The sequence below is a fragment of the Streptomyces sp. SID14515 genome (genome assembly GCF_010548505.1).
GTDB classification, from domain to species: domain Bacteria; phylum Actinomycetota; class Actinomycetes; order Streptomycetales; family Streptomycetaceae; genus Streptomyces; species Streptomyces caviscabies.
The window spans coordinates 1-23976 of sequence record NZ_JAAGMH010000086.1 but is presented as its reverse complement, the minus strand read 5'-3'; the positions used below and the strand labels follow the sequence as shown (position 1 = coordinate 23976).

The following is a 23976-nucleotide window of genomic DNA, read 5'->3' as shown; positions in this document are numbered from 1 at the left end:
CTACGGTTACTCCAGGGATTGTGCGAGGGGCGGGGGACGGGCGTGGATGCCGAACTGGAGGCGCTGGCCGATGCTTTGGGCCGGGGCATCGTCGAGGGCGCTCCCGACCTGTACGAGCTGCTGGCCGATACCGTGCAGCGAAGTGTCGCGGCCCCCTTGCTGGTACCGGAGCTGAGCCGGGTGATCGGCAGATACCGGGGGAACTCCATCGCCGGGCCGCTGGTCGCCCGGGAACTGCTCGAAGTCCTGCGCGTGGCCCGGCGCCAGGACGCCGTCGTGTACGAGGAGCTGAAGGCGATCGCCGACGCCTTCGCCGAGGACGAGCGAGCACGCGCGGCTCCCGCGCCGCGGCGCGCGCCCGACATCGCCGAGAACAGCAACACCATCTCGGACGGCACCTTCAACGAAGCGGTCGTCCTGGCCGGGAGCATCACCGGCGGTATGCACACCTACTACGGGCATCCGCCGCACTCCGGTCCTCCTCCGCTCACCGACTGGCCGCACCTGGACCGGGCCGACCCGTTCGCGTTCGGCGTTCACCGGCCACGCCGTATCTCCGACGAACCGCCCCTGCCTCGATACGTGGCACGCGACTGCGACCCCGCGCTGGAAGCCCAGGTCCGGGCGGCGGCCCGGGACGGCGGGCTGGTGCTGGTGACCGGCGAGCCGCTGTCCGGCAAGACCAGGACGCTCTGGGCGGCGCTGTCCGCCAACCTCTCCGGCACGACGAGGATCCTCCACCCGGCTCCCGGCGTGGACCTGCGAGGACCGACCGCCGTGCTGCGGTCCCGGGGCGACGCGGAGTGCGTGCTCTGGCTCGACGATCTGGACGGCCACCTCGGCGAGCACGGGCTGACCGCGGCGCTCCTCGCCGAACTCGCCCGCCTGCGGGTCCCGGTGCTCGCCACCATGAGCGACGAGGCGTATGACGCCCACCGCTTCGGCAGCCCGGCGCACGCCCGGCTCCTGAGCGGAGTGGACCCCGTCGAGCTGGGCACGGAATGGTCCCCGGCGGAGGTGGAACGGCTGGCCGCAGCCGCGCCCGGAGACCTCCGCCTGGCGGGCGCGTACGCGCATCGCACCCGGCACAGCACCACCGCGTACCTCGCCGTCGGGCCGGAACTCCTGGGCGAGTGGCGGCGGGCCCGCCGCGCGAACGCGCACCCGCTCGGCCACCGCGTCGTCCTCGCCGCCATCGACCTGGCGCGCTGCGGGGTCGAGGAGATCCCGGCCGACGTGCTGCGCAAGGCGAGCGACCTCTACGGGGACAGGGTCCCGCAGGGCGGCTTCGAGGACTTCGACCAGGCCCTCGATTGGGCGTCCGTGGTCCGTCACGGCACGACGGGCATGCTCGTACCCGGGGCGGAGGGCGGCACCTGGCGGGCGTACGGCTCCCTGATCGAGGACGCACGGGACGGCGTGCCCGGGTTCGGGCCCGTTCCGCTGGAGCTGTGGCCCCTCGTCCTCGAAGAGCTCTTGTCCGGCGACGCCGCGTCGCCGGCCGTGGACGCCGTGCTCGCACGCGCCCGCGCCGTCCTCGGCCCGGAGGCGGACGCGAACCCGCAGGCGCTGCTGACCCTCGGCCGCATCGAGGAGGAGTACGGAGACGAGGCGTCCGCCGAGGCCTGGCTCCGCCGGGCCGCGGACGCGGGCAGCACCGAGGCCGCGGCCCGGCTGGGGAGCCTGCTGTTCCACCGGGAGGACATCGCCGCCGCGACCCCGTATCTGGAGAGGGGCGCGGACAGCGGGGACACCGAGGCGCAGCGCCTGCTCGGCATCGTCCTGTTGCAGCGGTCGGAGCACTGGCTGCGGACAGCGGCGGAGAACGGTGACGCGGTCGCCGCGTTCTGGCTGGGTGATCTGCTCCGGGGCGACGGGGACCAACAGGATGCCCTGTGGTGGTACCAGCGGGCTGCTGAGCAGGGCCGGGTGAAGGACGTCGCCTCACGCATCGGTTCCCTCTACTTCGCCTGGGGCGAGTACGAGGAGTCGGAGCGGTGGTACCGGATCGCGGTGCGGGAGGGGGACAGGACGGCCGTCAACGACCTCGGCCTGGTGCTGGAGCGGCGCGAGAACATGGACGAGGCGGCCCTCCTGTTCCAGCAGTCCGCCGAACAGGGGGACACCACCGGGGCCAGCAACTTCGGGTTGCTCCTGATGGAACAGGGGCAGCCGAAGGAGGCTCGGAAGTGGCTTGCGAAGGCCCATGATCTGGGCGACTACGCCGCAGCGTATGTGCTCGGGACCTTCCTGGCGGCGGACAATCGGTACGACGACGCCGAGGAATGGCTCCGCAAGGCCCAGGACATGGGCCATCACCACGCCGAGCGCGCGCTGGCCGACCTCAAGGCGGCCCGGAGCAGCCCACACCGGCCCGACGACACCCCGCCCGATAACGTCGAGGCGTGAACGACAGCCCCGCCCCCGGCACCCCCGAGCCCTCAGCCTGCCCCCACAGCGCCACCCCCGAAAGCACCCCCGAACTCTTCACCTGGGAGTTCGCCACCGACCCCTACCCCGCCTACGCCTGGCTCCGCGAGCACCGCCCCGTGCACCGCACCGCGCTGCCCAGCGGGGTCGAGGCCTGGCTCGTGACCCGGTACGGGGATGCCAAGCAGGCGCTCGCCGACGCGCGGCTCTCCAAGAATCCGGCCAATCACGCCGAGTCGCCGCACGCCAAGGGGAAGACGGGGATCCCGGGGGAGCGCAAGGCGGAGCTGATGACGCATCTGCTCAATATCGATCCGCCGGACCACACCCGGCTGCGCCGGCTCGTGTCCAAGGCGTTCACCCCGCGCCGGGTCGCGGAGTTCGCGCCCCGTGTGCAGGAGCTGACGGACCGGCTCATCGACGAGTTCATCGAGAAGGGGGAGGCCGACCTCATCCACGACCTCGCCTTTCCGCTCCCCATCTACGCCATCTGCGATCTGCTCGGCGTCCCGCGCGAGGACCAGGACGACTTCCGGGACTGGGCGGGCATGATGATCCGGCACGGTGGCGGGCCGCGCGGCGGGGTCGCCCGGTCGGTGAAGAAGATGCGCGGCTATCTCGCCGAACTCATCCACCGGAAGAGGGAGAGCCCCGGCGACGACCTGATCTCCGGGCTGATCCGGGCCAGCGACCACGGCGAGCACCTCACCGAGAACGAGGCGGCCGCGATGGCGTTCATCCTTCTCTTCGCCGGGTTCGAGACGACCGTCAATCTGATCGGGAACGGGACCTACGCGCTGCTGCGTCACCCCGAGCAGCGCGCCCTGCTGGAGGCCTCGCTGGAGGCGTCCCCGGTGGCCGGGGAGAGCGCGCTGCTGGCGACCGGGCTGGAGGAACTGCTCCGGTTCGACGGGCCGGTCGAGATGGCGACCTGGCGGTACGCCACCGAGGCGCTGACCCTGGGCGGCGAGGAGATCGCCGCCGGGGATCCCGTACTGGTGGTGCTGGCGGCGGCCGACCGGGACCCGGAGCGGTTCGCGGATCCGGACACGCTGGACCTTGCGCGGCGTGACAATCAGCACCTCGGTTACGGGCACGGCATCCACTACTGCCTGGGGGCGCCGCTGGCCAGGCTGGAGGGGCAGACCGCGCTGGCCACGCTGTTGAGACGCCTCCCTGACCTGCGACTTGCGGCAGAACCTGCCGATTTGCGTTGGCGCGGCGGACTGATCATGCGTGGACTGCGCACACTTCCGGTCGAGTTCGAGCCGGGCAGCCGTTCCGAAAAAAGTGACACGCTGTCAACTCTGTGACTTTCACGTGATCTGCGCTGCATCGACTTGTGACACACGTTCGAGTCCCGCTAGGTTCACGGTTCGACGCGTCGGTCGCACGTTGCTCACGCGTCACTTGTGCGCCGACGCAGGCACGAAATCCCGCTGCGCGGCGCTCAGGTCACTCGCTTGTCAGTCGCACGGAAGGCATACCCATGGGCTCCGCGAACGGCAGACACCGCCGCCCTCGCCAGGCACCCGCCATCGTCGTCGCCGCAGGTGTGACGGGATCGGCCATCGCCATCCCGCTGCTCGGCGCGAGCGGCGCGCACGCGGCCGAGGCCACCACCTGGGACCGGGTCGCGGAGTGCGAGAGTGGCGGCATGTGGAGCGCCGATCTCGGCAACGGCTACTACGGCGGGCTCCAGTTCTCGCAGGAGACCTGGTCGGCGTACGGCGGCACGGCGTTCGCGCCCCGCGCCGACCTCGCCAGCCGGTCGCAGCAGATCTCCGTCGCCGAGAAGGTCCTGGACGACCAGGGTCCGAAGGCGTGGCCCAGCTGTGCGGTGATCTCCGGTCTCGCGGTGGACGGCAGCCTGCCGGGCGTCGACCCGGGCACCTCGCCGTCCGCCGACCCGTCCGCCGATCCGTCGGCGGACCCCTCGGCCGACCCGGCCGGCGAAGCGGGTTCGACCGAAGAAGCGGATGAATCCGGCAAGGGCGAGAAGAACGACAAGGGTGGCAAGGCCGACAAGGGCGACAAGGCGGACGAGGAGGGTGGTAGTGGTACGGAGAAGGGCGGCGACGCTCCCGATTCCTCGGTGACGCCCTCCGCCCCGCCGTCCTCCGACGCTCCCGACGCCACGGACCCCTCCGGCACCGCCGACGCCTCGACGGGCGAGAACGGCAAGGGCGGCAAGCACCGGGGCGCCCCCGCGCCCGAGGAGGCCGGGACCGGTCAGGGCGACGGCCCCCGTGAGTCCGGCCGGCACGCCTCGCGTGGCGACGGCGACGGGCGGAACGGCGGCGCGGCGAGCGCCGGCGCGTACACGGTGCAGCCCGGCGACAACCTCTGGGCCATCGCCGACTCCCAGGAGCTTCCCGGCGGCTGGACCGGCCTGTACGAGACGAACAAGGACCTCCTGGGCTCCGACCCGGATCTGATCCTGCCCGGCCAGAGCCTGGATCTGGGCCTGGGTCAGGACGCCGAGCAGGGTGCGGAGCAGAGCGCGGATCAGGGTGCCGAGGTGCCTGCCGCCAACTGATTCAATTCGGGCGAAAACGCCCGGGAAAATCAGGCAGTTCAGAGGCCTATGTCCACTTTTGCGGAAGTGAGACATGGGTCTCTTTGCTTCAACTGGCGCATCTCGCCCGGCCGGTCCGCGCGTATCGCCCCCGACCTGCGGAAATGCCCCATCGGTCGCGGGGAGTTCGGGGCGATTGCCCCCTATGTCCATCTTTGAATGTCGGGGTTGCCTGTGTTTACGGTCGGAGCCGCTCGCACCGCGGGCCCCGTCGACCGTCACGCCGAATCCTGCCGTCGGTCGAAGGGAACAGACGCGTAAGCGCCGTAGGCAGGAGCGGGGGACCCAGGTAGGCCGCCGGGTCCGGACGCCTCGTCGAACCGACGGGGACGTACGGGACCGGCTCGGGGTGAAGTCGCGAGCAGCACCGTGCGACCGGGCAACTCATCAGCCCGAACCCGACAGCTCACCTCGTAGGCGTCGGTGAGGAGATTCGTTCCATGCTGCTGAACAGCAAGGGCAAGCACCGCCGCCCGTCCAAGGCCACCCGTATCGCCACCCTCGCGGGTGTCACCGGTGCCGCCGTCGCCGTCCCGCTGATGGGCGCGACCAACGCGTCCGCCGCCTCCGTCGAGACCTGGGACGCCGTCGCCCAGTGCGAGTCCGGCGGCAACTGGTCCATCAACACCGGCAACGGCTACTACGGCGGACTGCAGTTCTCGCAGTCCAGCTGGGCCGCCGCCGGCGGTACGCAGTACGCCTCGCGCGCCGACCTGGCCTCCAAGGACCAGCAGATCGCCACCGCCGAGAAGCTCCTCGACCTGCAGGGTCCGGGCGCCTGGGCCTGCGCCAGCGCAGGCGGCCTCACCAACGACGGTGTGGACCCGGGCGTGAACACCGGCTCCGGCCAGTCCGAGAGCAAGCCCGAGCAGGCGCAGCCCGAGCGTCAGGCCGAGCAGCCCACCACGCGCTCCGAGCAGCGCCCCGCTCCGCAGGCCGAGAAGAAGGCCGAGAGCAAGAAGACCGTCACCACCCCGACCGGCGACAAGGTCAAGAAGGGTGACGGCGAGTACAAGGTCAAGGCCGGCGACACCCTGAGCAGCATCGCCCAGGCGGAAGACGTCAAGGGCGGCTGGAGCAAGCTCTTCAAGCTCAACGACGACATCGTCGAGGACGCCGACCTGATCTTCCCGGGTCAGCAGCTCCACCTGAAGTAAACGCCGTCTCTCCTCCCCGGAGGGAGGGCGTCCGGCGGCACCCTCCCTCGCACGGCTTCCCGGCCCGGCGCGCTCTTCCCCCCCAGCGCGCCGGGCCGGGTTCTTCGTGGGTGGAGGGCCCGAGCGGGCGCGGTTGCGTTCACCTCTTGTCGCCACCGCTTATTACCGCCCAGTAGATTTCTAGAGTTTTGTCCCGTGATGCAGGTCCTTGGGCCCTTTTTCGTCCCAGGAGACGGGCGGTCGGCTGGCCGACGCGGCCGGGCCGGATAGGCTCGGGTCGCAAGGCCACAGTGACCCTGCACAACCAGTGTCAGATCCCAGAAGGAGATGCCTCGTGCCGTCCATCGACGTCGTCGTAGCCAGGGAAATCCTCGACTCCCGGGGCAACCCCACGGTCGAGGTCGAGGTTGGCCTCGACGACGGCAGCACGGGCCGTGCTGCTGTTCCGTCCGGCGCCTCCACCGGTGCGTTCGAGGCTGTAGAGCTTCGCGACGGTGACCCCAACCGCTACCAGGGCAAGGGCGTCGAGAAGGCCGTCCTCGCCGTCATCGAGCAGATCGGCCCGGAGCTCGTCGGGTACGACGCCACCGAGCAGCGCCTCATCGACCAGGCGATGTTCGACCTGGACGCCACCGAGAACAAGGCCTCGCTCGGCGCGAACGCCATCCTCGGCGTCTCGCTGGCCGTCGCGCACGCCGCCTCCGAGGCGTCCGACCTGCCGCTCTTCCGCTACCTCGGCGGCCCGAACGCGCACCTGCTGCCCGTTCCGATGATGAACATCCTGAACGGCGGCTCGCACGCCGACTCCAACGTGGACATCCAGGAGTTCATGATCGCGCCGATCGGCGCCGAGTCCTTCTCCGAGGCCCTGCGCTGGGGTGCGGAGATCTACCACACGCTGAAGAAGGTCCTCAAGACCAAGGGCCTGTCCACCGGACTCGGCGACGAGGGCGGCTTCGCCCCGAACCTGGAGTCCAACCGCGCCGCCCTGGACCTCATCGTCGAGGCCATCACGGAGGCCGGCTACGTCCCGGGCCGTGACGTGGCGCTCGCGCTCGACGTCGCCGCGTCCGAGTTCTACAAGGACGGCGTCTACGAGTTCGAGGGCAAGTCCCGCTCGGCCGCCGAGATGACCGAGTACTACGAGGAGCTCGTCTCCGCGTACCCGCTGGTCTCCATCGAGGACCCGCTGTACGAGGACGACTGGGCCGGCTGGAAGGTCATCACCGACCGCATCGGCTCCAAGGTCCAGATCGTCGGCGACGACCTCTTCGTCACCAACCCCGAGCGCCTGGCCCGCGGCATTGAGGAGGGCTCCGCCAACGCCCTGCTCGTGAAGGTCAACCAGATCGGTTCGCTGACCGAGACCCTGGACGCCGTCGAGCTGGCCCAGCGCAACGGCTTCAAGTGCATGATGTCGCACCGCTCCGGCGAGACCGAGGACGTCACCATCGCCGACCTCGCCGTCGCCGTGAACTGCGGCCAGATCAAGACCGGCGCCCCGGCCCGTTCGGACCGTGTCGCCAAGTACAACCAGCTGCTGCGCATCGAGGAGATCCTCGACGACGCCGCGGTGTACGCGGGCCGCTCCGCCTTCCCGCGCTTCAAGGGCTGACCCGTAGTCGCAAGTCGGTAGCCTCCGTCCGTCCCCGCACCCGGTCCCGTACCGTGTGCGGGGACGGACGTGCGTAATGGGGAGGCGGGAGACATGGCCGGGAAGGACCGCGACCGGTTCTCCACCGCGACCAGGCTGCGACTGCTCGGCGAGCAGACCGCGGCCCGCGTGTACCGATCCCAGAACCGCCGCCAGGCCCGCCGCTCCCGGCTCACCGGCCGGGCCGCGTTCCTGGCGCTGGTGGTCTGCTCCCTGGTGGTGGCGCTCGCCTACCCGATGCGGCAGTACGTCTCCCAGCGCGACGAGATCGCCGAGCAGGAGCGGCTCTCGCAGCAGGCGGAGCGGCGCACCGAGGAGCTGCGGGACGAGAAGGCGCGGCTCCAGGACGACGCGTACATCATGCGCCTGGCCCGCCAGCACCTTCATTACGTCCTGCCCGGGGAGACCGCCTACACCGTGGCCGACCCCGACGCGGCCGAGGACCGCCGCGGCGAGCCGGGCGCGAGCGACCGCCCGTGGCACTCGAACCTCTGGGACGGCGTGGACAGCGCCGACCGTGACGACGACCGCGACTGACCGACCGACCCCGTACGTACCTCCGTACGTTCCCGAGTACGTCCACCTCTACGAGCTTCCGAGCAGAACCAAGGCAGGCATGGAAACGCCCCCTCCGCAGACCGAGTCCACCAAGCCCACCGACGCGGACATCGCCGCGTTCGAGCAGCAGCTCGGCCGCCCGCCGCGCGGTCTGCGCGCCATCGCGCACCGCTGCCCGTGCGGCAACCCGGACGTGGTGGAGACCCAGCCCCGTCTGGAGGACGGCACGCCGTTCCCGACGACGTACTACCTGACCTGCCCCCGGGCGGCCTCGGCGATCGGCACGCTGGAGGCCAACGGGGTCATGAAGGAGATGACGGCCCGTCTGGAGACCGACCCGGAGCTGGCCGACGCCTACCGGGCCGCGCACGAGGACTACATCACCCGCCGCGACGCCATCGAGGTCCTGGAGGGCTTCCCGAGCGCCGGCGGCATGCCGGACCGGGTGAAGTGCCTGCACGTCCTGGTCGGCCACTCGCTGGCCGCCGGGCCCGGGGTCAACCCGCTGGGCGACGAGGCCATCGCGATGCTGCCCGAGTGGTGGGCCAAGGGCCCCTGCGTCACGCCGTGCGCCGTGGACGCGGAAGGGCGGGACGCGTGACCCGGGTCGCCGCCGTCGACTGCGGTACGAACTCGATCCGGCTCCTCGTCGCCGACGTGGACCCCGCCACCGGCTCCTTCACCGAGCTGGACCGGCGGATGACGATCGTCCGCCTCGGCCAGGGCGTCGACCGGACCGGCCGGCTCGCCCTCGAGGCGCTGGAGCGGACGTTCGCGGCCTGCCGCGAGTACGCGGCGGCGATCGAGGAGCTGGGCGCGGAGCGGATCCGCTTCGTCGCCACGTCCGCCTCCCGCGACGCCGAGAACAGCGCGGAGTTCGTGGCCGGGGTCCGGGACATCCTGGGCGTCGAGCCCGAGGTGATCACCGGCGACCAGGAGGCGCAGCTCTCCTTCGACGGGGCCACCAAGGAGCTGGCGGGCAGCGACCACCTGGCGAAGCCGTATCTGGTGGTCGACATCGGCGGCGGCTCCACCGAGTTCGTCCTCGGCGCGGACCGGGTGGAGGCGGCCCGGTCCGTGGACATCGGCTGCGTACGGATGACGGAACGTCACCTCGTCGTGGACGGGGCCGTGATGGACCCGCCCAGCCACGAGCGCGCCGCCGCGATCCGCGCGGACATCGACGCCGCCCTCGACCTCGCCGAGCGGACCGTGCCGCTCACCGGGGCCGGCACCCTCGTCGGCCTCGCGGGCACCGTCACCACGGTCGCCGGGATCGCGCTGGAGCTGCCGGAGTACGACTCCGCGGCCATCCACCACTCCCGGATCTCCCGCGGCCAGGTCCGCGCGATCACCGAGCACCTGCTGCGCTCCACCCACGAGGAGCGCGCCGCGATCCCCGTGATGCACCCCGGCCGGGTCGACGTGATCGGCGCCGGGGCGCTCGTCCTGCTCGCGGTGATGGAGCGGACGGGAGCCCACGAGGTCGTCGTCAGCGAACACGACATCCTGGACGGCATCGCCTTTAAAGCGGCAGAAGGCGGACCGTTCGCCTGGAGCGCCGCGTAGCCGACGGTCCGGGCGGTGCGGGCGGGCAGCCCTCGGGCTGCCCGCTCAATCGCACCGTCACCTGCACCGTTGAGCCGCGATCCGGGCCTTCTGGGCCGCCCGGGCGACCTCTTCGGGGACACGCCGCAGATAACTTCGTGAACTTCTTCACAAGGAATTGGGCCCTGTTGGTCGCGGTTCGGGCCCGTAGGGCCGGAACCGGCCGCGCCGGAGGCCGTGCGGAGGTGCTGCGCGTGTGTTCCGGGAGCGTTGCGCCCGTATGAAGAGGGGCGGTGGTTCACCCCGACCGAAGGGTCAAGGGCCAGCTCACAGGCGGTGAACAACGTTTCCCGCAGTGTCGTGGTTCCCTTTCGTACCCATGACCTGGGTCACGTGGGCGGCGAAGTGTAGCAGAGGGTCGGTCAATCCTTGTGAAGGGGCTCACGAGCACCCCCCTGGGGCGGGGTGGATACTCGATGGCATGAGCACCACGGAGCGTCCCAGGATCCTCGTTGTAGGCGGTGGGTACGTAGGCCTGTACGCAGCTCGTCGCATTCTGAAGAAGATGCGATACGGAGAGGCGACCGTCACGGTCGTCGACCCGCGGTCGTACATGACGTACCAGCCCTTCCTCCCCGAAGCTGCCGCAGGCAGCATCTCGCCTCGGCATGTCGTCGTCCCGCTGCGACGCGTGCTGCCCAAGGCTGAGGTTCTCACCGGTCGTGTCACGACCATCGATCAGGACCGCAAGGTCGCCACGGTCGCGCCGCTCGTCGGCGAGGCCTACGAGCTGCCCTTCGACTACCTGGTCATCGCGATGGGCGCGGTCTCCCGCACCTTCCCGATCCCCGGCCTCGCCGAGCAGGGCATCGGCATGAAGGGCATCGAGGAGTCCATCGGGCTGCGCAACCACGTCCTGGAGCAGCTGGACAAGGCTGACTCCACGACCGACGAGGACGTCCGCCGCAAGGCGCTGACGTTCGTCTTCGTGGGCGGCGGCTTCGCCGGCGCGGAGACCATCGGCGAGGTCGAGGACATGGCCCGCGACGCGGCGAAGTACTACACCAACGTGAAGCGCGAGGACATGCGCTTCATCCTGGTCGACGCCGCCGACAAGATCCTTCCCGAGGTCGGCCCGAAGCTGGGCGCCTACGGCAAGGAGCACCTGGAGAGCCGCGGCGTGGAGATCTACCTCTCCACCTCGATGGACTCCTGCGTCGACGGTCACGTGGTGCTGAAGAACGGCCTGGAGGTCGACTCCAGCACCATCGTGTGGACCGCCGGTGTGAAGCCGAACCCGGCGCTGGCCCGCTTCGGCCTGCCGCTCGGCCCCCGTGGCCACGTGGACACCTCGGAGAAGCTCCAGGTGCAGGGCACCGACTACATCTGGGCCGCGGGCGACAACGCCCAGGTGCCGGACATGGTCGGCCGCCGCGCCGGCAACCCGAACGCCTGGTGCCCGCCCAACGCCCAGCACGCGCTGCGTCAGGCGAAGGTCCTCGGCGACAACGTGATCTCCGGCATGCGGGGCTTCCCGCAGAAGGAGTACAGCCACGCCAACAAGGGTGCGGTCGCCGGTCTCGGCCTGCACAAGGGCGTCGCGATGATCGTCATGGGCAAGGTGAAGATCAAGCTCAAGGGCCGTCTCGCCTGGTACATGCACCGCGGCTACCACGGCATGGCCATGCCGACCTGGAACCGTAAGATCCGGATCTTCGCCGACTGGACGCTGGCGATGTTCCTCAAGCGCGAGGTCGTCTCGCTCGGCGCCATGGAGACGCCGCGCGAGGAGTTCTACGAGGCCGCCAAGCCGGCCCCGGCTCCGGCCGCCGCCAAGTCCGAGGGCGAGAAGGCCAAGGCCTCCTGACCCCTCGGTGACACGCTCCGCGAGGAGCACCCCGTACGACGCCCGAAGGGGCCGTCCGCCATCCGTGGTGCGGACGGCCCCTTCGGCGTATCCGGAGATCCGCCCGGACCGGGCCCGCGACCGCCGTGGCGGCCCGCTCCCGCCCATGTGGATGGCGCGTACACGTGTTTTGCCGATTCGTTGCCCGGTAGCGGGATGACGGAGTGTGCGAGGAGAGTTGACGCAGGTGTACCTCGCCGCCGCACCGGGGTGTCGCGACGGGGCTACGAGCATGTCTGTTGCCTGTGCTTGTCGTGCTTGTCGGGGAAACACCACGGAGGTGTGCGCCATGGCAGACGCCGCGTCGCGGCTGACCGCTCTTGCCGAGGAGTTGCTCTCGGAACCCCTCCCGGTCCGGATCCGGGCCTGGGACGGCAGCGAATCGGGGCCGCCCGGCGCCCCGGTCCTCGTGATCCGCCACCGCCGCGCCCTGCGGCGGATCCTGTGGAAGCCCGGCGAACTGGGCCTGGCCCGCGCCTGGGTGGCCGGGGAGATCGACGTCGACGGCGATCTGTACGAGGTGCTCGACCGGATCGCCGGGCTGCTCTGGGACCGGGGCGCCGACGCCAAGGACTCCGTCCACCCGGTCCGCGACCCCAAGGTCCGCGCCTTCGCCCGCGGCCTCCTCGACCTCGCGGGCCCCTGGCCGCCGCCCGCCCCGCCCGCGGAGGAGGTGCGCCGCCGCACCGGGCCGCTGCACACCAGACGCCGCGACAAGGAGGCCATCAGCCACCACTACGACGTCGGCAATGATTTCTACGCCCTGGTGCTCGGCCCCTCCATGGTCTACTCCTGCGCCTACTGGCAGGACGGCGGAACCCTGGAGGACGCCCAGCGCGACAAGCTCGACCTGGTCTGCCGCAAGCTCGGCCTGAAGGAGGGCGACCGGCTCCTGGACGTCGGCTGCGGCTGGGGCTCGATGGCCATCCATGCCGCCCGCGCGTACGGGGCCCAGGTCACCGGCATCACCCTCTCCCAGGAACAGGCCGCCCACGCCCGCAAGCGCATCGCCGAGGAGGGCCTGACCGACCGGATCGAGATCCGGGTCCAGGACTACCGCGACGTGCGCGACGGACCGTACGACGCGATCTCCTCGATCGGCATGGCCGAGCACGTCGGCTCGGTCCGCTACCGCGAGTACGCCGATGACCTCTACGCCCTCCTGAAGCCCGGCGGCCGCCTCCTGAACCACCAGATCGCCCGCCGCCCCGAGAAGGACGAGGACGCCTACCGCATCGACGACTTCATCGACGCCTACGTCTTTCCGGACGGCGAACTGGCCCCGGTCGGCCGCACCCTGGCCACCCTGGAGGAGGCCGGCTTCGAGGCCCGGGACGTCGAGGCGCTGCGCGAGCACTACGCGCTGACCCTGCGCCAGTGGGTGGCCAACCTGGAGCGGCACTGGGAGCAGGCGGTACGCGCCACATCGCCGGGCCGGGCCAGGGTCTGGCGGCTGTACATGGCCGCGTCCGCGCTCTCCTTCGAGCACAACAAGATCGGCGTCAACCAGATCCTCGCGGTGCGCCCGCTGGACGGCGGCTCCTCCCGGCTGCCGCTGCGCACCCGCCGGTGGACGGAGTCCGCCGAGGACGCGGACACGGCCGCGGACACGGACGCCTGACCCGTACCCGTACGGCACCGGCCCCTCGTCGTGTCCCCTTCGTCCCGGCCCCGGGACCCGCGGCTACTCCGTCTTGATCGCCGTCAGCATGTTGAGCTTCGCGGCGCTGCGGGCGGGCCACAGCGAGGCGAGGACGCCCACCAGGCCGGCCAGGAGCAGGAAGATGCCGAGCCGGTCCCACGGGATGACCAGCGCGTAGCCGGGGATGTCGGCGGACAGGGTCCGGCCGATCGCCCAGCCGAGGAAGACGCCCAGGCCGACCCCGATCACCGCGCCGAAGACCGAGATGACGACGGCCTCCAGACGGATCATCCGCTTGACGCGACCCCGGTCGAGACCGATCGCGCGGAGCATGCCGATCTCCTGCTGCCGCTCGAACACCGACATCGCGAGGGTGTTGACGACCCCGAGGACCGCGATCAGCAGGGCCATGGCGAGCAGCCCGTACATGATGTTCAGGGCGGTGTTGATGAAGCCGCCGAACATGTCACGGATGTCCTGACGGTCCATGACGCTCATCGCCGGGTTGTCGCCGAGCGCGTCCACGATGGACTGCTCGTTGGCCGTGCTCGCGCCGCCGTCCGTCTTGATCCAGATCTCGCGGATCTCGGGGCGGGTGGAGGCGCTGTGCTGGTCGGCCAGCTGCTTCGGGATCATGAAGGGCGAGAGGAACTCGTTCTCCTCGTAGGTCGCCCCGATCGTCAGCTCGCCCTTCTTCTCGTCGTCGAACTTCACCGGAAGGGTGTCGCCGGTCTTCCAGCCGTTCGACTTCGCGGTCTTGGAGCCGACCGCGACCTGGCCGTCCTTGAGCGAGGCCAGCGAACCGGACTCGGTGGTCAGCGAGAAGACCTTCTCCACATCGCCCGGGGTGACGCCCGAGGCCGAGTGGTACTCACCGTCGACCTCGAACGAGGCCGCCTGTTGCGGGGAGAGCGCCGAGACGCCGTCGGCCTTGGACAGGGCCGTGAGCGCGGACTCGTCCAGCGAGTCGCCACTGGCCATCGTGACCATGTAGTCGGCCTTGATGTTGTCCGTGGTCATCTTGTCGATGGCCTGGCCGAGGGTGACGCCGAGCACCGAGATGCCGGTGACCAGGGTCAGCCCGATGGCCAGCGCGGAGGCGGTGGCTCCGGTGCGCCGCGGGTTGCGGACCGCGTTCTGCGAGGCCAGCTTCCCGGAGACGCCGAACAGCTTCTTCAGCAGCGGCCGGACCAGCGCGATCACCGGGCGGGAGAGCAGCGGGATCAGGATGATGATGCCGATCAGGGCGAAGAACGCGCCGCCCGCGACCAGCTGCCGGCCGGAGGTGCCGCCGCTCGCCGCGCCGCCGACGATGCCCGCCGAGCCGAGCAGGGCGATCACACCGCCGATCGAGTTCCGTACGACGAGGGACTTGACGGAGGCGGTGGCGTGGACGCTGCTCATCGCGGCGACCGGGGCGATCTTCGCGGCCCGGCGGGCGGGCAGCCAGGCGGCCAGCACGGTGATCAGGACGCCGACCGCGAAGGCGGAGATCACGGCGGTCGGCGAGACGACCAGCGGACCGGCCGGGATCTTGCCGCCCATGAGGCCCATCGCGGAGCGCAGACCGGTGGCGAGGCCGAGACCGAGGGCGAAGCCGATGACGGAGGCGAGCGTGCCGACGACTCCGGCCTCCATCAGCACCGAGCGCTTGATCTGGCGGCGGGTGGCTCCGATGGCCCGCATCAGGGCCAGCTCACGGGTCCGCTGGGCGATCAGCATGGTGAAGGTGTTGGCGATGAGGAAGATGCCGACGAACAGCGCGATGCCCGCGAAGGCCAGCAGCATGGTGTTGAGGCTGGTCAGCCCGGACTCGATGTCCTTCGCCTGCTGGTCCGCCAGCGCCTTGCCGGTCTGCGCGGTCGCGTCCTCGGGCAGCAGCGGAGTGATCGCGTCCAGCAGCTTCTGGTCGGAGACGCCGCCCGCCGCGGTGACGGTGGCGTCCTTGAAGACGCCGGGCTTCAGATAGAGCTTCTGGGCGGTCGGGGTGTCGAACAGCACGAGGCTGCCGCCCGCGTTGACCGCGCCGTCCTCGGTGGTGAAGATCCCCGAGAGGGTGTACTCCTTCACCGGTCCGTTGGTGGCGACCCGCACCGGGTCGCCCACGCGGTACTTGCCCTTGTTCGCGGTGTCCTTGTCGAGGGCGACCGAGCCGTTCTTCGCCGGGCCCGAGCCGTCGGTGAAGACGTACTGGGAGTCCTTGCCGTCCTTGCCGGGGGCGAAGTTCGCGCCGGTGTTGGACCAGCCGTTGCCGATCAGCTTGCCGTCCGGGTCGGCGACCCCGGCGAAGCCGGAGACCCGCCCGGTGGCGGAGGCGACGCCGTCCAGGCCCCGGATCTTCTCCAGGGTGGCCTCGTCGATCCCGGGGGTCTTCTCGTCGCGCCCGCCGGCGTACGTCTCCACGGAGACGGCGACGTTGTCGTAGCTCTTGGCGGACTGGTTGCGGAAGGCGTTGCCGAGGGTGTCGGTGAAGACCAGGGTGCCGGAGACGAACGCTACGCCGAGCATGACGGCGAGCACGGTCATCAGCAGCCTGGCCTTGTGCGCGAGCACATTGCGCAGGGCGGTACGGAACATGTCTGAGTTTCCTGTGATGGGTTCCGGAAGGGGGTCGGGGACGCGGCGGGGCCTTGGGCCCCACGCGTCAGCTCGTGCGGCCCTTCGCGTCGAACGCCTTCATCCGGTCGAGGACCCGGTCGGCGGTCGGCTGGATCATCTGGTCGACGACCGCGCCGTCCGCGAGGAAGATGACCCGGTCCGCGTAGGAGGCGGCCACCGGGTCGTGCGTCACCATCACCACGGTCTGGCCCAGCTCGCGCACCGAGTTGCGCAGGAAGCCCAGGACCTCGGCGCCGGAGCGGGAGTCCAGGTTTCCGGTCGGCTCGTCACCGAAGATGATGTCGGGCTGCGAGGCCAGGGCGCGGGCCACGGCGACGCGCTGCTGCTGACCGCCGGAGAGCTCGGTCGGGCGGTGCTTCAGCCGCTCCGAGAGCCCCACCATGTCGATGACCTTCTGGAGCCACGCGGCGTCCGGCTTACGGCCCGCGATGTCCATCGGGAGGGTGATGTTCTCCAGCGCGGTGAGCGTCGGCAGCAGGTTGAACGCCTGGAAGATGAAGCCGATCTTGTCCCGGCGCAACTGGGTGAGCTGCTTGTCCTTCAGCGTGGACAGCTCGGTCTCGCCGATGCGCACCGAACCGCTGCTGAAGCTGTCGAGCCCGGCGACGCAGTGCATCAGCGTCGACTTGCCGGAGCCCGAGGGGCCCATGATCGCGGTGAACTCGCCCTGCGGGAAGTCCACGGTCACCCGGTCCAGGGCGACGACCTGTGTCTCGCCCTCGCCGTAGACCTTCGACAGCTCCGTGGCGCGGGCGGCCACCGCGGTGGCGCGGTGAACGGTGGGGGTGGTGGTCACAGGGACGCTCCTGGTTCGGTGATGCGGATGACATGGGCCGTGCTGAGGCGGGCGCTGACGCCATGCCTCGGGGACTTACTCCATCGTTACGTCCCGATCGCGCCAGGTCGTCACTCCCGATACCCGTTCCCGGGGCCCTCTTGAGTCGCATCGCAGGCGTGGATCCGTCCTCCTCGGGTATGACACCGACCCTGACCGGAGTCGTGGCCACCGCCCCCCGGTCACCCAGCGTGAGGGCGTACGGGCGTGGGCGGGGAGCGGTCGCGGCGGCCGTCGCGGCGGTGGGCGGGCCCTCCTGGAGCGACGTCGGACCCGAGGGTGGCGGACCCCCTGGCGAGGCCTGGCGCGGACCTGGCGCGTTGGGCCGTACGAGTGCGGCGACTTTCCGTCAATCCCATGCGGTGCGCCGACCGCCCATGATCGGCCGCGGGCGTGTGGTCAGCCCGGCCCGATGTGCTGACGGACCCTCAAGCGGTCAATAAAATAAGACAACATCGCGCCACTGTTCCGCTGATCGAGGGACGTCCCCGGATAGGGTCGGTAGCCAAACGCGGAGCCGCGCGGCACGCCCGGATGGTGGAACGTAGACACGGCGAGCTTAAACCTCGCTGCCCCTCGGGGGCGTGCCGGTTCGAGTCCGGCTCCGGGCACCACGCGCCGCACCCAGCGTGACCCGGACGGCCCAGACCGTGACCGGTGACCGGCCTTTGTGATCCCGGCCTCGTACGACAGATTCTCCCGGGCCGCCGCGGGCCCACGGCATGCCCTCCGCGGGCCGCCGCCGCGGGCTGCCGCAAAGATCCTCCCCTGGCACTAGGGTGATTCTTTTGCCTACCCATTACTCTTGTGGCAAGGCCACGCAGTGTGGCCATGGAGGAGTGAGATGAGGAGCAGCAACCCGGTCTTCTCGCGACGGGGGTTCAGCCGCGACAACGGCCACGCGGGCTTCAACGCGCCGCCGCAGGCCGGGGCCACCGCGACGGGCGCCAACCCCTACGCGCAGGGCACCGCCGCCAACCCGTACGCCACCAACCCCTACGCGCAGACGGACATCCAGGGCGGCCAACAGGCCCCCGCCCGTCCCGACGTGATGACCATCGACGACGTGGTGACGCGTACGGCGATGACGCTCGGCACGGTGATCGTCGCCGCGGCCGCCGCCTGGTGGATCATGCCGGTCGACCAGGCCAACCTGGGCAGCGCCTACGGCGTGGCCATCGGCGCCGCGATCATCGGCTTCGTGCTGTCGCTGGTCAACTCGTTCAAGCGTCGGCCCTCGCCGCCGCTGATCCTGACCTACGCGGCGTTCGAGGGTGTCTTCCTCGGCATCGTCAGCAACATCGTCAGCATGTACGTCGCCCCCGGCGCCGCGATGCAGGCGGTGATCGGCACCATGGCGGTCTTCGCCGGTGTGCTGATCGCCTACCGCACCGGACTGATCCGGGTCACGCGCCGCTTCTACGGCTTCGTGATGGCGGCCGCCATCGGCTTCATGCTGCTGATGATGGTCAACCTCCTGTTCGCCGTGTTCGGCGGCGGTGACGGCCTCGGCTTCCGCAGCGGCGCGCTCGGCGTGATCTTCGGCATCGTGGCCATCGTCATCGGCGCGTGCATCCTCGCCCTGAACTTCAAGCAGGTCGAGGACGGCATCGCGTACGGCGCTCCGCGCGAGGAGTCCTGGCTGGCGGCCTTCGGCCTCACCGTGACCCTGGTCTGGATCTACATCGAGATGCTGCGCCTGGTCGCGATCCTCAGCGGCGACGACTGACCGCACCCGAGGCATCCGTAGTACTCGCAGTATTCGTAGCACCGGAACGGCCCGCGGACTTCGTGTCCGCGGGCCGTTCCGCGTTCCGCCCTCCGGTGCGACCGCGCGGGCGCGGCGCGTAGGGTCGGTCGGGTGCTCGATACGACGCCCCTGATCCTGGCCGTGGACCGTTTCGCCGACCGGCTGCGCTCGGCCCCGCAGAGCCGCCTCCAGCGCGGTGCGGCCGTCGAGGCGCTGGCCGCCGCCCGCGAACTCGCCGTACGGGCCCAGCGCCTGGAGAACCCGGACGCGGAGCCGCGCGAGCTGCCGGACGCCGGGATGTTCGCCGTGGGCGACCAGCTCGCCGTCGCCGGGCGGGACCTGGCGGTGGCACTGGAAACGGCCCCGTCCCAGGAGCTGGACGAGGCCGTGCGGTATGTCGGGGAAGCGGCGGCGCGGGCTTTCGCGTGAGGCGTGTGAGGGGCCCGCGCCCGGCGGTCAGAACGAGGCGATGACGCGGTCGGCGAGGATGTACACGTTGTCCTCGCCGCAGGAGAAGGTCAGCGCGTAGGCGCCCGAGACGCCCGAGCCGCCCAGCAGCACCGGCTGCCGGCCCGCCCGCAGCGCGTCGGCGAGCCGCTCGGCGGTCTCGCGGTGGCCGGGGGTCATACAGAGCGTGGTGCCGTCGGCGAAGACGTACACATCGAGCGTGCCCAGCGGGCCGGGCCGCACATCGGTCAGCTCGGTCGCGGTGTCGGCCAGCTCCTCCAGCCGGTTCACGGTGCGCTCGTGGTCGGTGACCACGGGTGTCTGTACGGGAACGAAGTCCGGGTGCGAGGGGTGGCGGCGGCGGGCGGCGGCCAGCTCGGGGGAGTCCTCGGGGAACTCCGCGATCTCCGGAAGACCGGCCGACAGGTCCGTCGGCAGCTCCGCCGGCAGATCGGTCAGCTCGCCGATCTCGTGCTCCGCGAGGGTCCGCTCGCTCAGCTCGACGAGCTCCTCCATCGCCTCGGCCGCCTCCAGGTCCAGCGACTCCAGACCGGCGAAGTCGGCCTGCCGGGGCAGGTAGTACGGGGCGTCGTCGCCGAGGCCGGACAGACCGCCCAGCAGGGACGGGGCGTCGGCGGCGTCACGGGCCTCCTGCGCGGCCCAGAAGGCACGCGCCTCGGCCAGCTCGCGCTCCCGCTCCTCGGCGAGCGCCTCGGCGACGGCCGCGCGTATCTCCTCGGCGGGCGTGGCCGTACTGCGGCTCTGTGGTGGCACCGAGGCGCCGAGAGCGTGGCCCGCGGCCAGCTCCGTGCGCAGCGCCGCGACCTGCTTGCGCAGCCCGTGAGCGGCGTGCAGTGCGGCGGCGCCGACGGCCGTGGCAGCGGCGGTGGTCAGCAACAGGGCAAATGACATGGCGCTCACTGACATACTCCCGGTTTCAATCGATACCCCCGACTTCCTACATCAGCTTGGCCTGTACCGGTACGTGCTGTCAGTGCATTACGTCACGAAATGGACAGGTCTTTCGGTCCGGTGTTTAGCCTCAAAAGGCCGTGACCTGCGGAAACGACTCTCCCCCGGGACGCAGATCACATCCTGGGGGAGATTCGGTCACGGTCGGAGCTCGGTGGGGTTAGCTGAGTCGCTCGATGACCATCGCCATGCCCTGGCCGCCGCCCACGCACATCGTCTCCAGGCCCCACTGCTTGTCGTGGAACTGGAGGCTGTTGATCAGCGTGCCGGTGATGCGGGCGCCGGTCATGCCGAAGGGGTGGCCGACCGCGATCGCGCCGCCGTTGACGTTGACCTTGTCCAGCGGCAGGCCGAGGTCGCGGTAGGAGGGGATGACCTGGGCGGCGAACGCCTCGTTCAGCTCGGCGAGGTCGATGTCGTCGATGGTCAGGCCGGCCCGCTTCAGCGCCTGCTTGCTGGCCTCGACCGGGCCGTAGCCCATGATCTCGGGGGAGAGGCCGGATACGCCGGTGGAGACGATCCGGGCCAGCGGGGTCAGACCCAGCTCGCGCGCCTTGGTGTCGGACATGATCACCAGGGCGGCGGCGCCGTCGTTGAGCGGGCAGCAGTTGCCCGCGGTGACCAGGCCGTCGGGGCGGAAGACCGGCTTCAGGCCCTGCACGCCCTCCAGGGTGACGCCCGCGCGCGGGCCGTCGTCCTTGGAGACGACCGTGCCGTCGGGGGTGGTGACCGGGGTGATCTCCCGCTCCCAGAAGCCGTTCTTCAGGGCTTCCTCGGCGAGGTTCTGCGACCGTACGCCGAACTCGTCCATGTCCTGGCGGGTGACGCCCTTGGTCCGGGCCAGGTTCTCCGCCGTCTGTCCCATCGAGATGTACGCGTCCGGGACGAGGCCGTCCTCGCGCGGGTCGTGCCAGCTCGCGCCGGTCTCCTCGGCGCGGGCCGCGGTGCGGGCCTCGGCCTCGGCGAAGAGCGGGTTGTGCGTGTCCGGCAGGCTGTCGGAGTTGCCCTTGGTGAAGCGGGAGACCATCTCGACGCCGGCCGAGATGAAGACGTCGCCCTCGCCCGCCTTGATCGCGTGCAGCGCCATCCGGCTGGTCTGCAGCGAGGAGGAGCAGTAGCGGGTGACCGTACAGCCGGGAAGGTGGTCCATCCCCATCTGCACGGCGATGATGCGGCCCAGGTTGTTGCCCTGTTCGCCGCCGGGCAGACCGCAGCCCAGCATCAGGTCGTCGATGTCCTTCGGGTCCAGCTCGGGAACCTTGGCCAGCGCGGTCTGGATGATCGTGGCGGTCAGGTCGTCCGCGCGCAGGTCCTTCAGGGACCCCTTGAAGGCGCGGCCGATCGGCGAACGGGCGGCAGAGACGATCACGGCTTCGGGCATCACGCGGCTCCAAGGGGCTGGAAGGCTGTGTGGACGGCAGAACTCCTCTGGAAGTTACCCGGACGTATCGTCGGGGTCACCCGGCGGGCCGTGTGATGCGGGACTCTTTTCTAAGCGCTTGCTCAGGCCCTGCGGTCGTACGCGTGCCCTGACGTGTGTCCCCACGTGTGCCCGCCGGGCGGTCAGCCCGCCAGGTCGATCCGGGTGCCGAGACCCCGCTCGCCGGCCCGGTCGATCAGCAGCCGGGCGGCGGCCAGGTCCTGAAGGCCCAGGCCCACCGAGTCGAACAGGGTGATGTCCGTGTCCGAGGTGCGTCCGGCGCACGCGCCCGTCAGGACGCCGCCGAGCTCCCGGCGTACGTCGTCCTCGCCGAGCGCCCCCTCGGCCAGCGCGATCACCACCTCGCCGGACTTGGCCACCGCCGTGCCGTACGCGTCCACGACCACCACCGAGCGCCGCATCCCCTCCGTGTCGATCTCCCGGTGGTCGGGCCGGGGCGGCGCGCCCACCGCGTTCACATGGAGCCCCGGCCGGAACCAGGCCCCGCGCACCACCGGCTCACGGGACGGGGTGAGCGTGCACAGGACGTCGGCGGCGACCGTCACCTCGCGCGGCCCGGCCACCGCCTCGGCGGGCACGCCCAGCTCCCGGGCGATCACCCCGGTCAGCTCCCGCGCGCGCTCCGGCGTACGGCCCCACAGCACCACCCGCTCGTACGCCCACACCGTCCGCAGCGCATGGGCGTGCGCCAGCGCGAGCGGCCCCGTACCGACCAGGCCCAGCACCCGGGCGTCCGCCCGCATCAGCGCCCGGGTCGCCACCGCGGAGGCCGCCGCCGTACGGAACCGGGTCACCGCCGCCCCGTCCAGCAGCGCCGCACACCCGCCGTCCGCCGCCGACACCGCGAGGATCGCCGAGCGCTGCACCGGCAGCCCGCGCTCCCGGTTGCCCGGCAGATCGGCCAGCAGCTTCACCGTGGCCAGCCCCGCCGGGGCCGAGGCCGCCGCCATCGCCAGGAACGCCCCGTCCTCCCCGCCCGGCAGCCGCATCACCGGGGGCGTCGGCAGCACCGCCGCACCCCGGGCCAGATCGATGTGGGCCTGCTCCACGGCCGCGACGGTCTCCTCGTGGCCGAGCATCGCGAGGATGTCGGAGCGGGTCAGGATCAGGGTCATGCGGGGTCCGTTTCTGAGAGCGGTGGGGCAGTGGGGAGCGGCGGGTCAGCGGGCGCCGCGGACGAACGGGACGGTCAGGCCCGACGGGGCCCGGCTGCGGCCCACCAGACCGCTCACCGCCAGCAGCGCGATCACGTACGGCAGCGTCACCAGCAGCGGCGAGGGCAGATGCAGGCCCAGCGTCGGGGCGACGAACTGGAGCGCCTGGGCCAGCCCGAAGAACAGGCAGGCCACGATCGTCGGCCAGGCCCGCCAGCGGCCCGCGATCACCGCGATGACGGCGAGATAGCCGATGCCGCCGGTCATGTTGTCGCTGAAGGCGTGCACCTCGGCCAGGGCCAGCTGCGCCCCGGCCAGGCCCGCCGTGAGGCCGGTCAGGAGCACCGCCGCGTACCGGACGGCGGCCACCGGGAGGCCGCTGCGGTCGGCGGTGGTGGCGTCCTCGCCGATCGCGTCGACCATCAGCCCCGGGCCCGTACGGCGGCTCAGCAGCAGGGCCAGCGCCCCGGCCACCGCGAACGCCAGATAGCCGGGCGCGGACTGCTCGAAGAGCGCCGGACCGAGGACCGGGAGGTCGTGCAGCAGCGGTACGGGTACGGGGTCGAAGCCCGCCACCGAGTCGCCCGTGCCCTCCGGGAAGAGGAGCCGCGCGCCGTAGGTGGTGGCGCCCAGGGCCAGGGCGTTGGCCGTGATGCCGGTGACGATCTGGTCGGCGCGCAGGGTCACGCTCAGCAGCGCCTGGACGGCCGCGAAGAGGAGCCCCGCCAGCAGCGCGCACAGCAGCCCGGCGCCCGCGCTGCCCGTGGCGTACGCGCCCGCCGCGCCCGCGAACGCGCCGGTGAGCATCATGCCCTCGACGCTGAGGTTCAGTACGCCGGCGCGTTCGCTGACCAGCTCTCCGGCCGAGGCGAGCAGCAGCGGCACGGCGAGCCGTACCCCGCCGGAGGCGAGTTCGGTGAGGACCTGCTCGGCGCTCATGGGCGCTTCTCCTTCCACAGCATGGAGGCGGCGATGAACAGCACCAGCAGGCTCTGCACGATCTGGACCGAGGAGGCCGGAACCCCGGAGGCGAGCTGGAGGCTGATCCCGCCGTTCGTCAGGAACCCGAAGAGCAGCGAGACGCCCACGACGGCGGTGAGCGAGCCCCGGGCCAGCAGTCCGACCACCAGGCCGGAGAAGCCGTAGCCGGAGGAGAAGTGCTCGGCCAGGACGTACGGAGCGGTCGCCACCAGCGCCGCGCCCGCCACGCCCGCGAAGCCGCCCGCGACGGCGAGCGACCCCGCCCGCAGCCGGTCGACCGGCGCGCCGAGCCGCAGCGAGGCGG

Annotated in this window: 18 protein-coding genes, 1 tRNA gene, 1 pseudogene and 1 riboswitch; of the genes and pseudogenes, 13 read left to right on the top strand and 7 right to left on the bottom strand. The window is 71.1% G+C overall.

The genetic code is table 11. The features are described 5' to 3' along the window. Positions 1-42: 42 nt before the first annotated feature. From G3I54_RS18860 to G3I54_RS18815, 10 genes are all read left to right on the top strand, one after another. The gene (locus tag G3I54_RS18860; protein ID WP_164616036.1) at positions 43-2409 is read left to right on the top strand and encodes a tetratricopeptide repeat protein; all 2367 of its coding nucleotides are present in this window, start codon (positions 43-45) and stop codon (positions 2407-2409) included. Next, complete coding sequence (locus tag G3I54_RS18855) at positions 2406-3743, top strand: cytochrome P450 (protein ID WP_164616035.1); 1338 nt, start codon at positions 2406-2408, stop codon at positions 3741-3743. Before G3I54_RS18860 ends, G3I54_RS18855 begins: the two co-directional genes overlap by 4 nt. A gap of 176 nt (positions 3744-3919) precedes the next feature. Next, the gene (locus tag G3I54_RS18850) at positions 3920-4969 is read left to right on the top strand and encodes a transglycosylase family protein (protein WP_164616034.1); all 1050 of its coding nucleotides are present in this window, start codon (positions 3920-3922) and stop codon (positions 4967-4969) included. A gap of 291 nt (positions 4970-5260) precedes the next feature. Beyond that, positions 5261-5443: riboswitch (cyclic di-AMP (ydaO/yuaA leader) on the top strand. A gap of 5 nt (positions 5444-5448) precedes the next feature. Then, on the top strand, positions 5449-6165 hold the full coding sequence (locus tag G3I54_RS18845; protein WP_164616033.1) for a transglycosylase family protein: 717 nt from the start codon (positions 5449-5451) through the stop codon (positions 6163-6165). A gap of 334 nt (positions 6166-6499) precedes the next feature. Further along, positions 6500-7780 (top strand): phosphopyruvate hydratase, encoded by a 1281-nt coding sequence (gene eno / locus G3I54_RS18840; protein ID WP_018515627.1) that lies wholly within the window; start codon positions 6500-6502, stop codon positions 7778-7780. Positions 7781-7873: 93 nt separating this feature from the next. Then, a complete protein-coding gene (locus G3I54_RS18835; protein WP_164616032.1) occupies positions 7874-8356 on the top strand; it encodes a septum formation initiator family protein in 483 nt (160 codons plus the stop codon). Between the two features lie 79 nt (positions 8357-8435). Next, a complete protein-coding gene (locus tag G3I54_RS18830) occupies positions 8436-8978 on the top strand; it encodes a DUF501 domain-containing protein (protein ID WP_164616031.1) in 543 nt (180 codons plus the stop codon). Then, a complete protein-coding gene (locus G3I54_RS18825; protein ID WP_164616030.1) occupies positions 8975-9946 on the top strand; it encodes a Ppx/GppA phosphatase family protein in 972 nt (323 codons plus the stop codon). The genes G3I54_RS18830 and G3I54_RS18825 overlap by 4 nt, the downstream gene beginning before the upstream one ends. A 460-nt stretch (positions 9947-10406) precedes the next feature. Beyond that, positions 10407-11792, top strand: coding sequence for an NAD(P)/FAD-dependent oxidoreductase (locus G3I54_RS18820; RefSeq protein WP_103532092.1), 1386 nt, complete (start codon positions 10407-10409; stop codon positions 11790-11792). Positions 11793-12120: 328 nt separating this feature from the next. Beyond that, positions 12121-13452, top strand: a complete 1332-nt coding sequence (locus G3I54_RS18815) for a cyclopropane-fatty-acyl-phospholipid synthase family protein (RefSeq protein WP_164616029.1) — start codon at positions 12121-12123, stop codon at positions 13450-13452. Positions 13453-13515: 63 nt separating this feature from the next. On the opposite strand, the gene G3I54_RS18810 is transcribed toward G3I54_RS18815, so the two are convergent. Continuing rightward, positions 13516-16050 (bottom strand): ABC transporter permease, encoded by a 2535-nt coding sequence (locus tag G3I54_RS18810; RefSeq protein WP_164616028.1) that lies wholly within the window; start codon positions 16048-16050, stop codon positions 13516-13518. Positions 16051-16117: 67 nt separating this feature from the next. Next, on the bottom strand, positions 16118-16888 hold the full coding sequence (locus G3I54_RS18805; protein WP_164616027.1) for an ABC transporter ATP-binding protein: 771 nt from the start codon (positions 16886-16888) through the stop codon (positions 16118-16120). A 567-nt stretch (positions 16889-17455) separates the two neighbouring features. On the opposite strand from G3I54_RS18805, the gene G3I54_RS18800 reads away from it, so the two are divergent. The 3 genes from G3I54_RS18800 (at position 17456) to G3I54_RS18790 (ending at position 19106) form a co-directional block, all read left to right on the top strand. Further along, a tRNA-Leu gene (locus tag G3I54_RS18800) sits at positions 17456-17541 on the top strand. Positions 17542-17771: 230 nt separating this feature from the next. Then, a complete protein-coding gene (locus tag G3I54_RS18795; RefSeq protein WP_164616026.1) occupies positions 17772-18656 on the top strand; it encodes a Bax inhibitor-1/YccA family protein in 885 nt (294 codons plus the stop codon). Positions 18657-18788: 132 nt separating this feature from the next. After that, entirely contained in the window at positions 18789-19106 is a 318-nt protein-coding gene (locus G3I54_RS18790) for a hypothetical protein (protein WP_164616025.1), read from the top strand. Between the two features lie 27 nt (positions 19107-19133). Here G3I54_RS18790 and G3I54_RS18785 read toward each other — a convergent pair whose 3' ends face one another. The 5 genes and pseudogenes from G3I54_RS18785 to G3I54_RS18765 form a co-directional block, all read right to left on the bottom strand. Further along, a complete protein-coding gene (locus tag G3I54_RS18785) occupies positions 19134-20036 on the bottom strand; it encodes a hypothetical protein (RefSeq protein ID WP_239144435.1) in 903 nt (300 codons plus the stop codon). A gap of 220 nt (positions 20037-20256) precedes the next feature. Continuing rightward, positions 20257-21477 carry an acetyl-CoA C-acetyltransferase gene (locus G3I54_RS18780; protein ID WP_164616023.1) on the bottom strand — a complete coding sequence of 407 codons (1221 nt, stop codon included), beginning with the start codon at positions 21475-21477 and terminating at the stop codon, positions 20257-20259. A gap of 182 nt (positions 21478-21659) precedes the next feature. Continuing rightward, the gene (locus G3I54_RS18775; protein ID WP_164616022.1) at positions 21660-22652 is read right to left on the bottom strand and encodes an ornithine cyclodeaminase family protein; all 993 of its coding nucleotides are present in this window, start codon (positions 22650-22652) and stop codon (positions 21660-21662) included. A gap of 45 nt (positions 22653-22697) precedes the next feature. Continuing rightward, positions 22698-23630, bottom strand: coding sequence for an ABC transporter permease (locus G3I54_RS18770; RefSeq protein ID WP_164616021.1), 933 nt, complete (start codon positions 23628-23630; stop codon positions 22698-22700). Further along, positions 23627-23976 (bottom strand): annotated as a pseudogene (locus G3I54_RS18765) (ABC transporter permease); the annotation flags it as partial. The gene G3I54_RS18770 and the pseudogene G3I54_RS18765, both read right to left, overlap by 4 nt.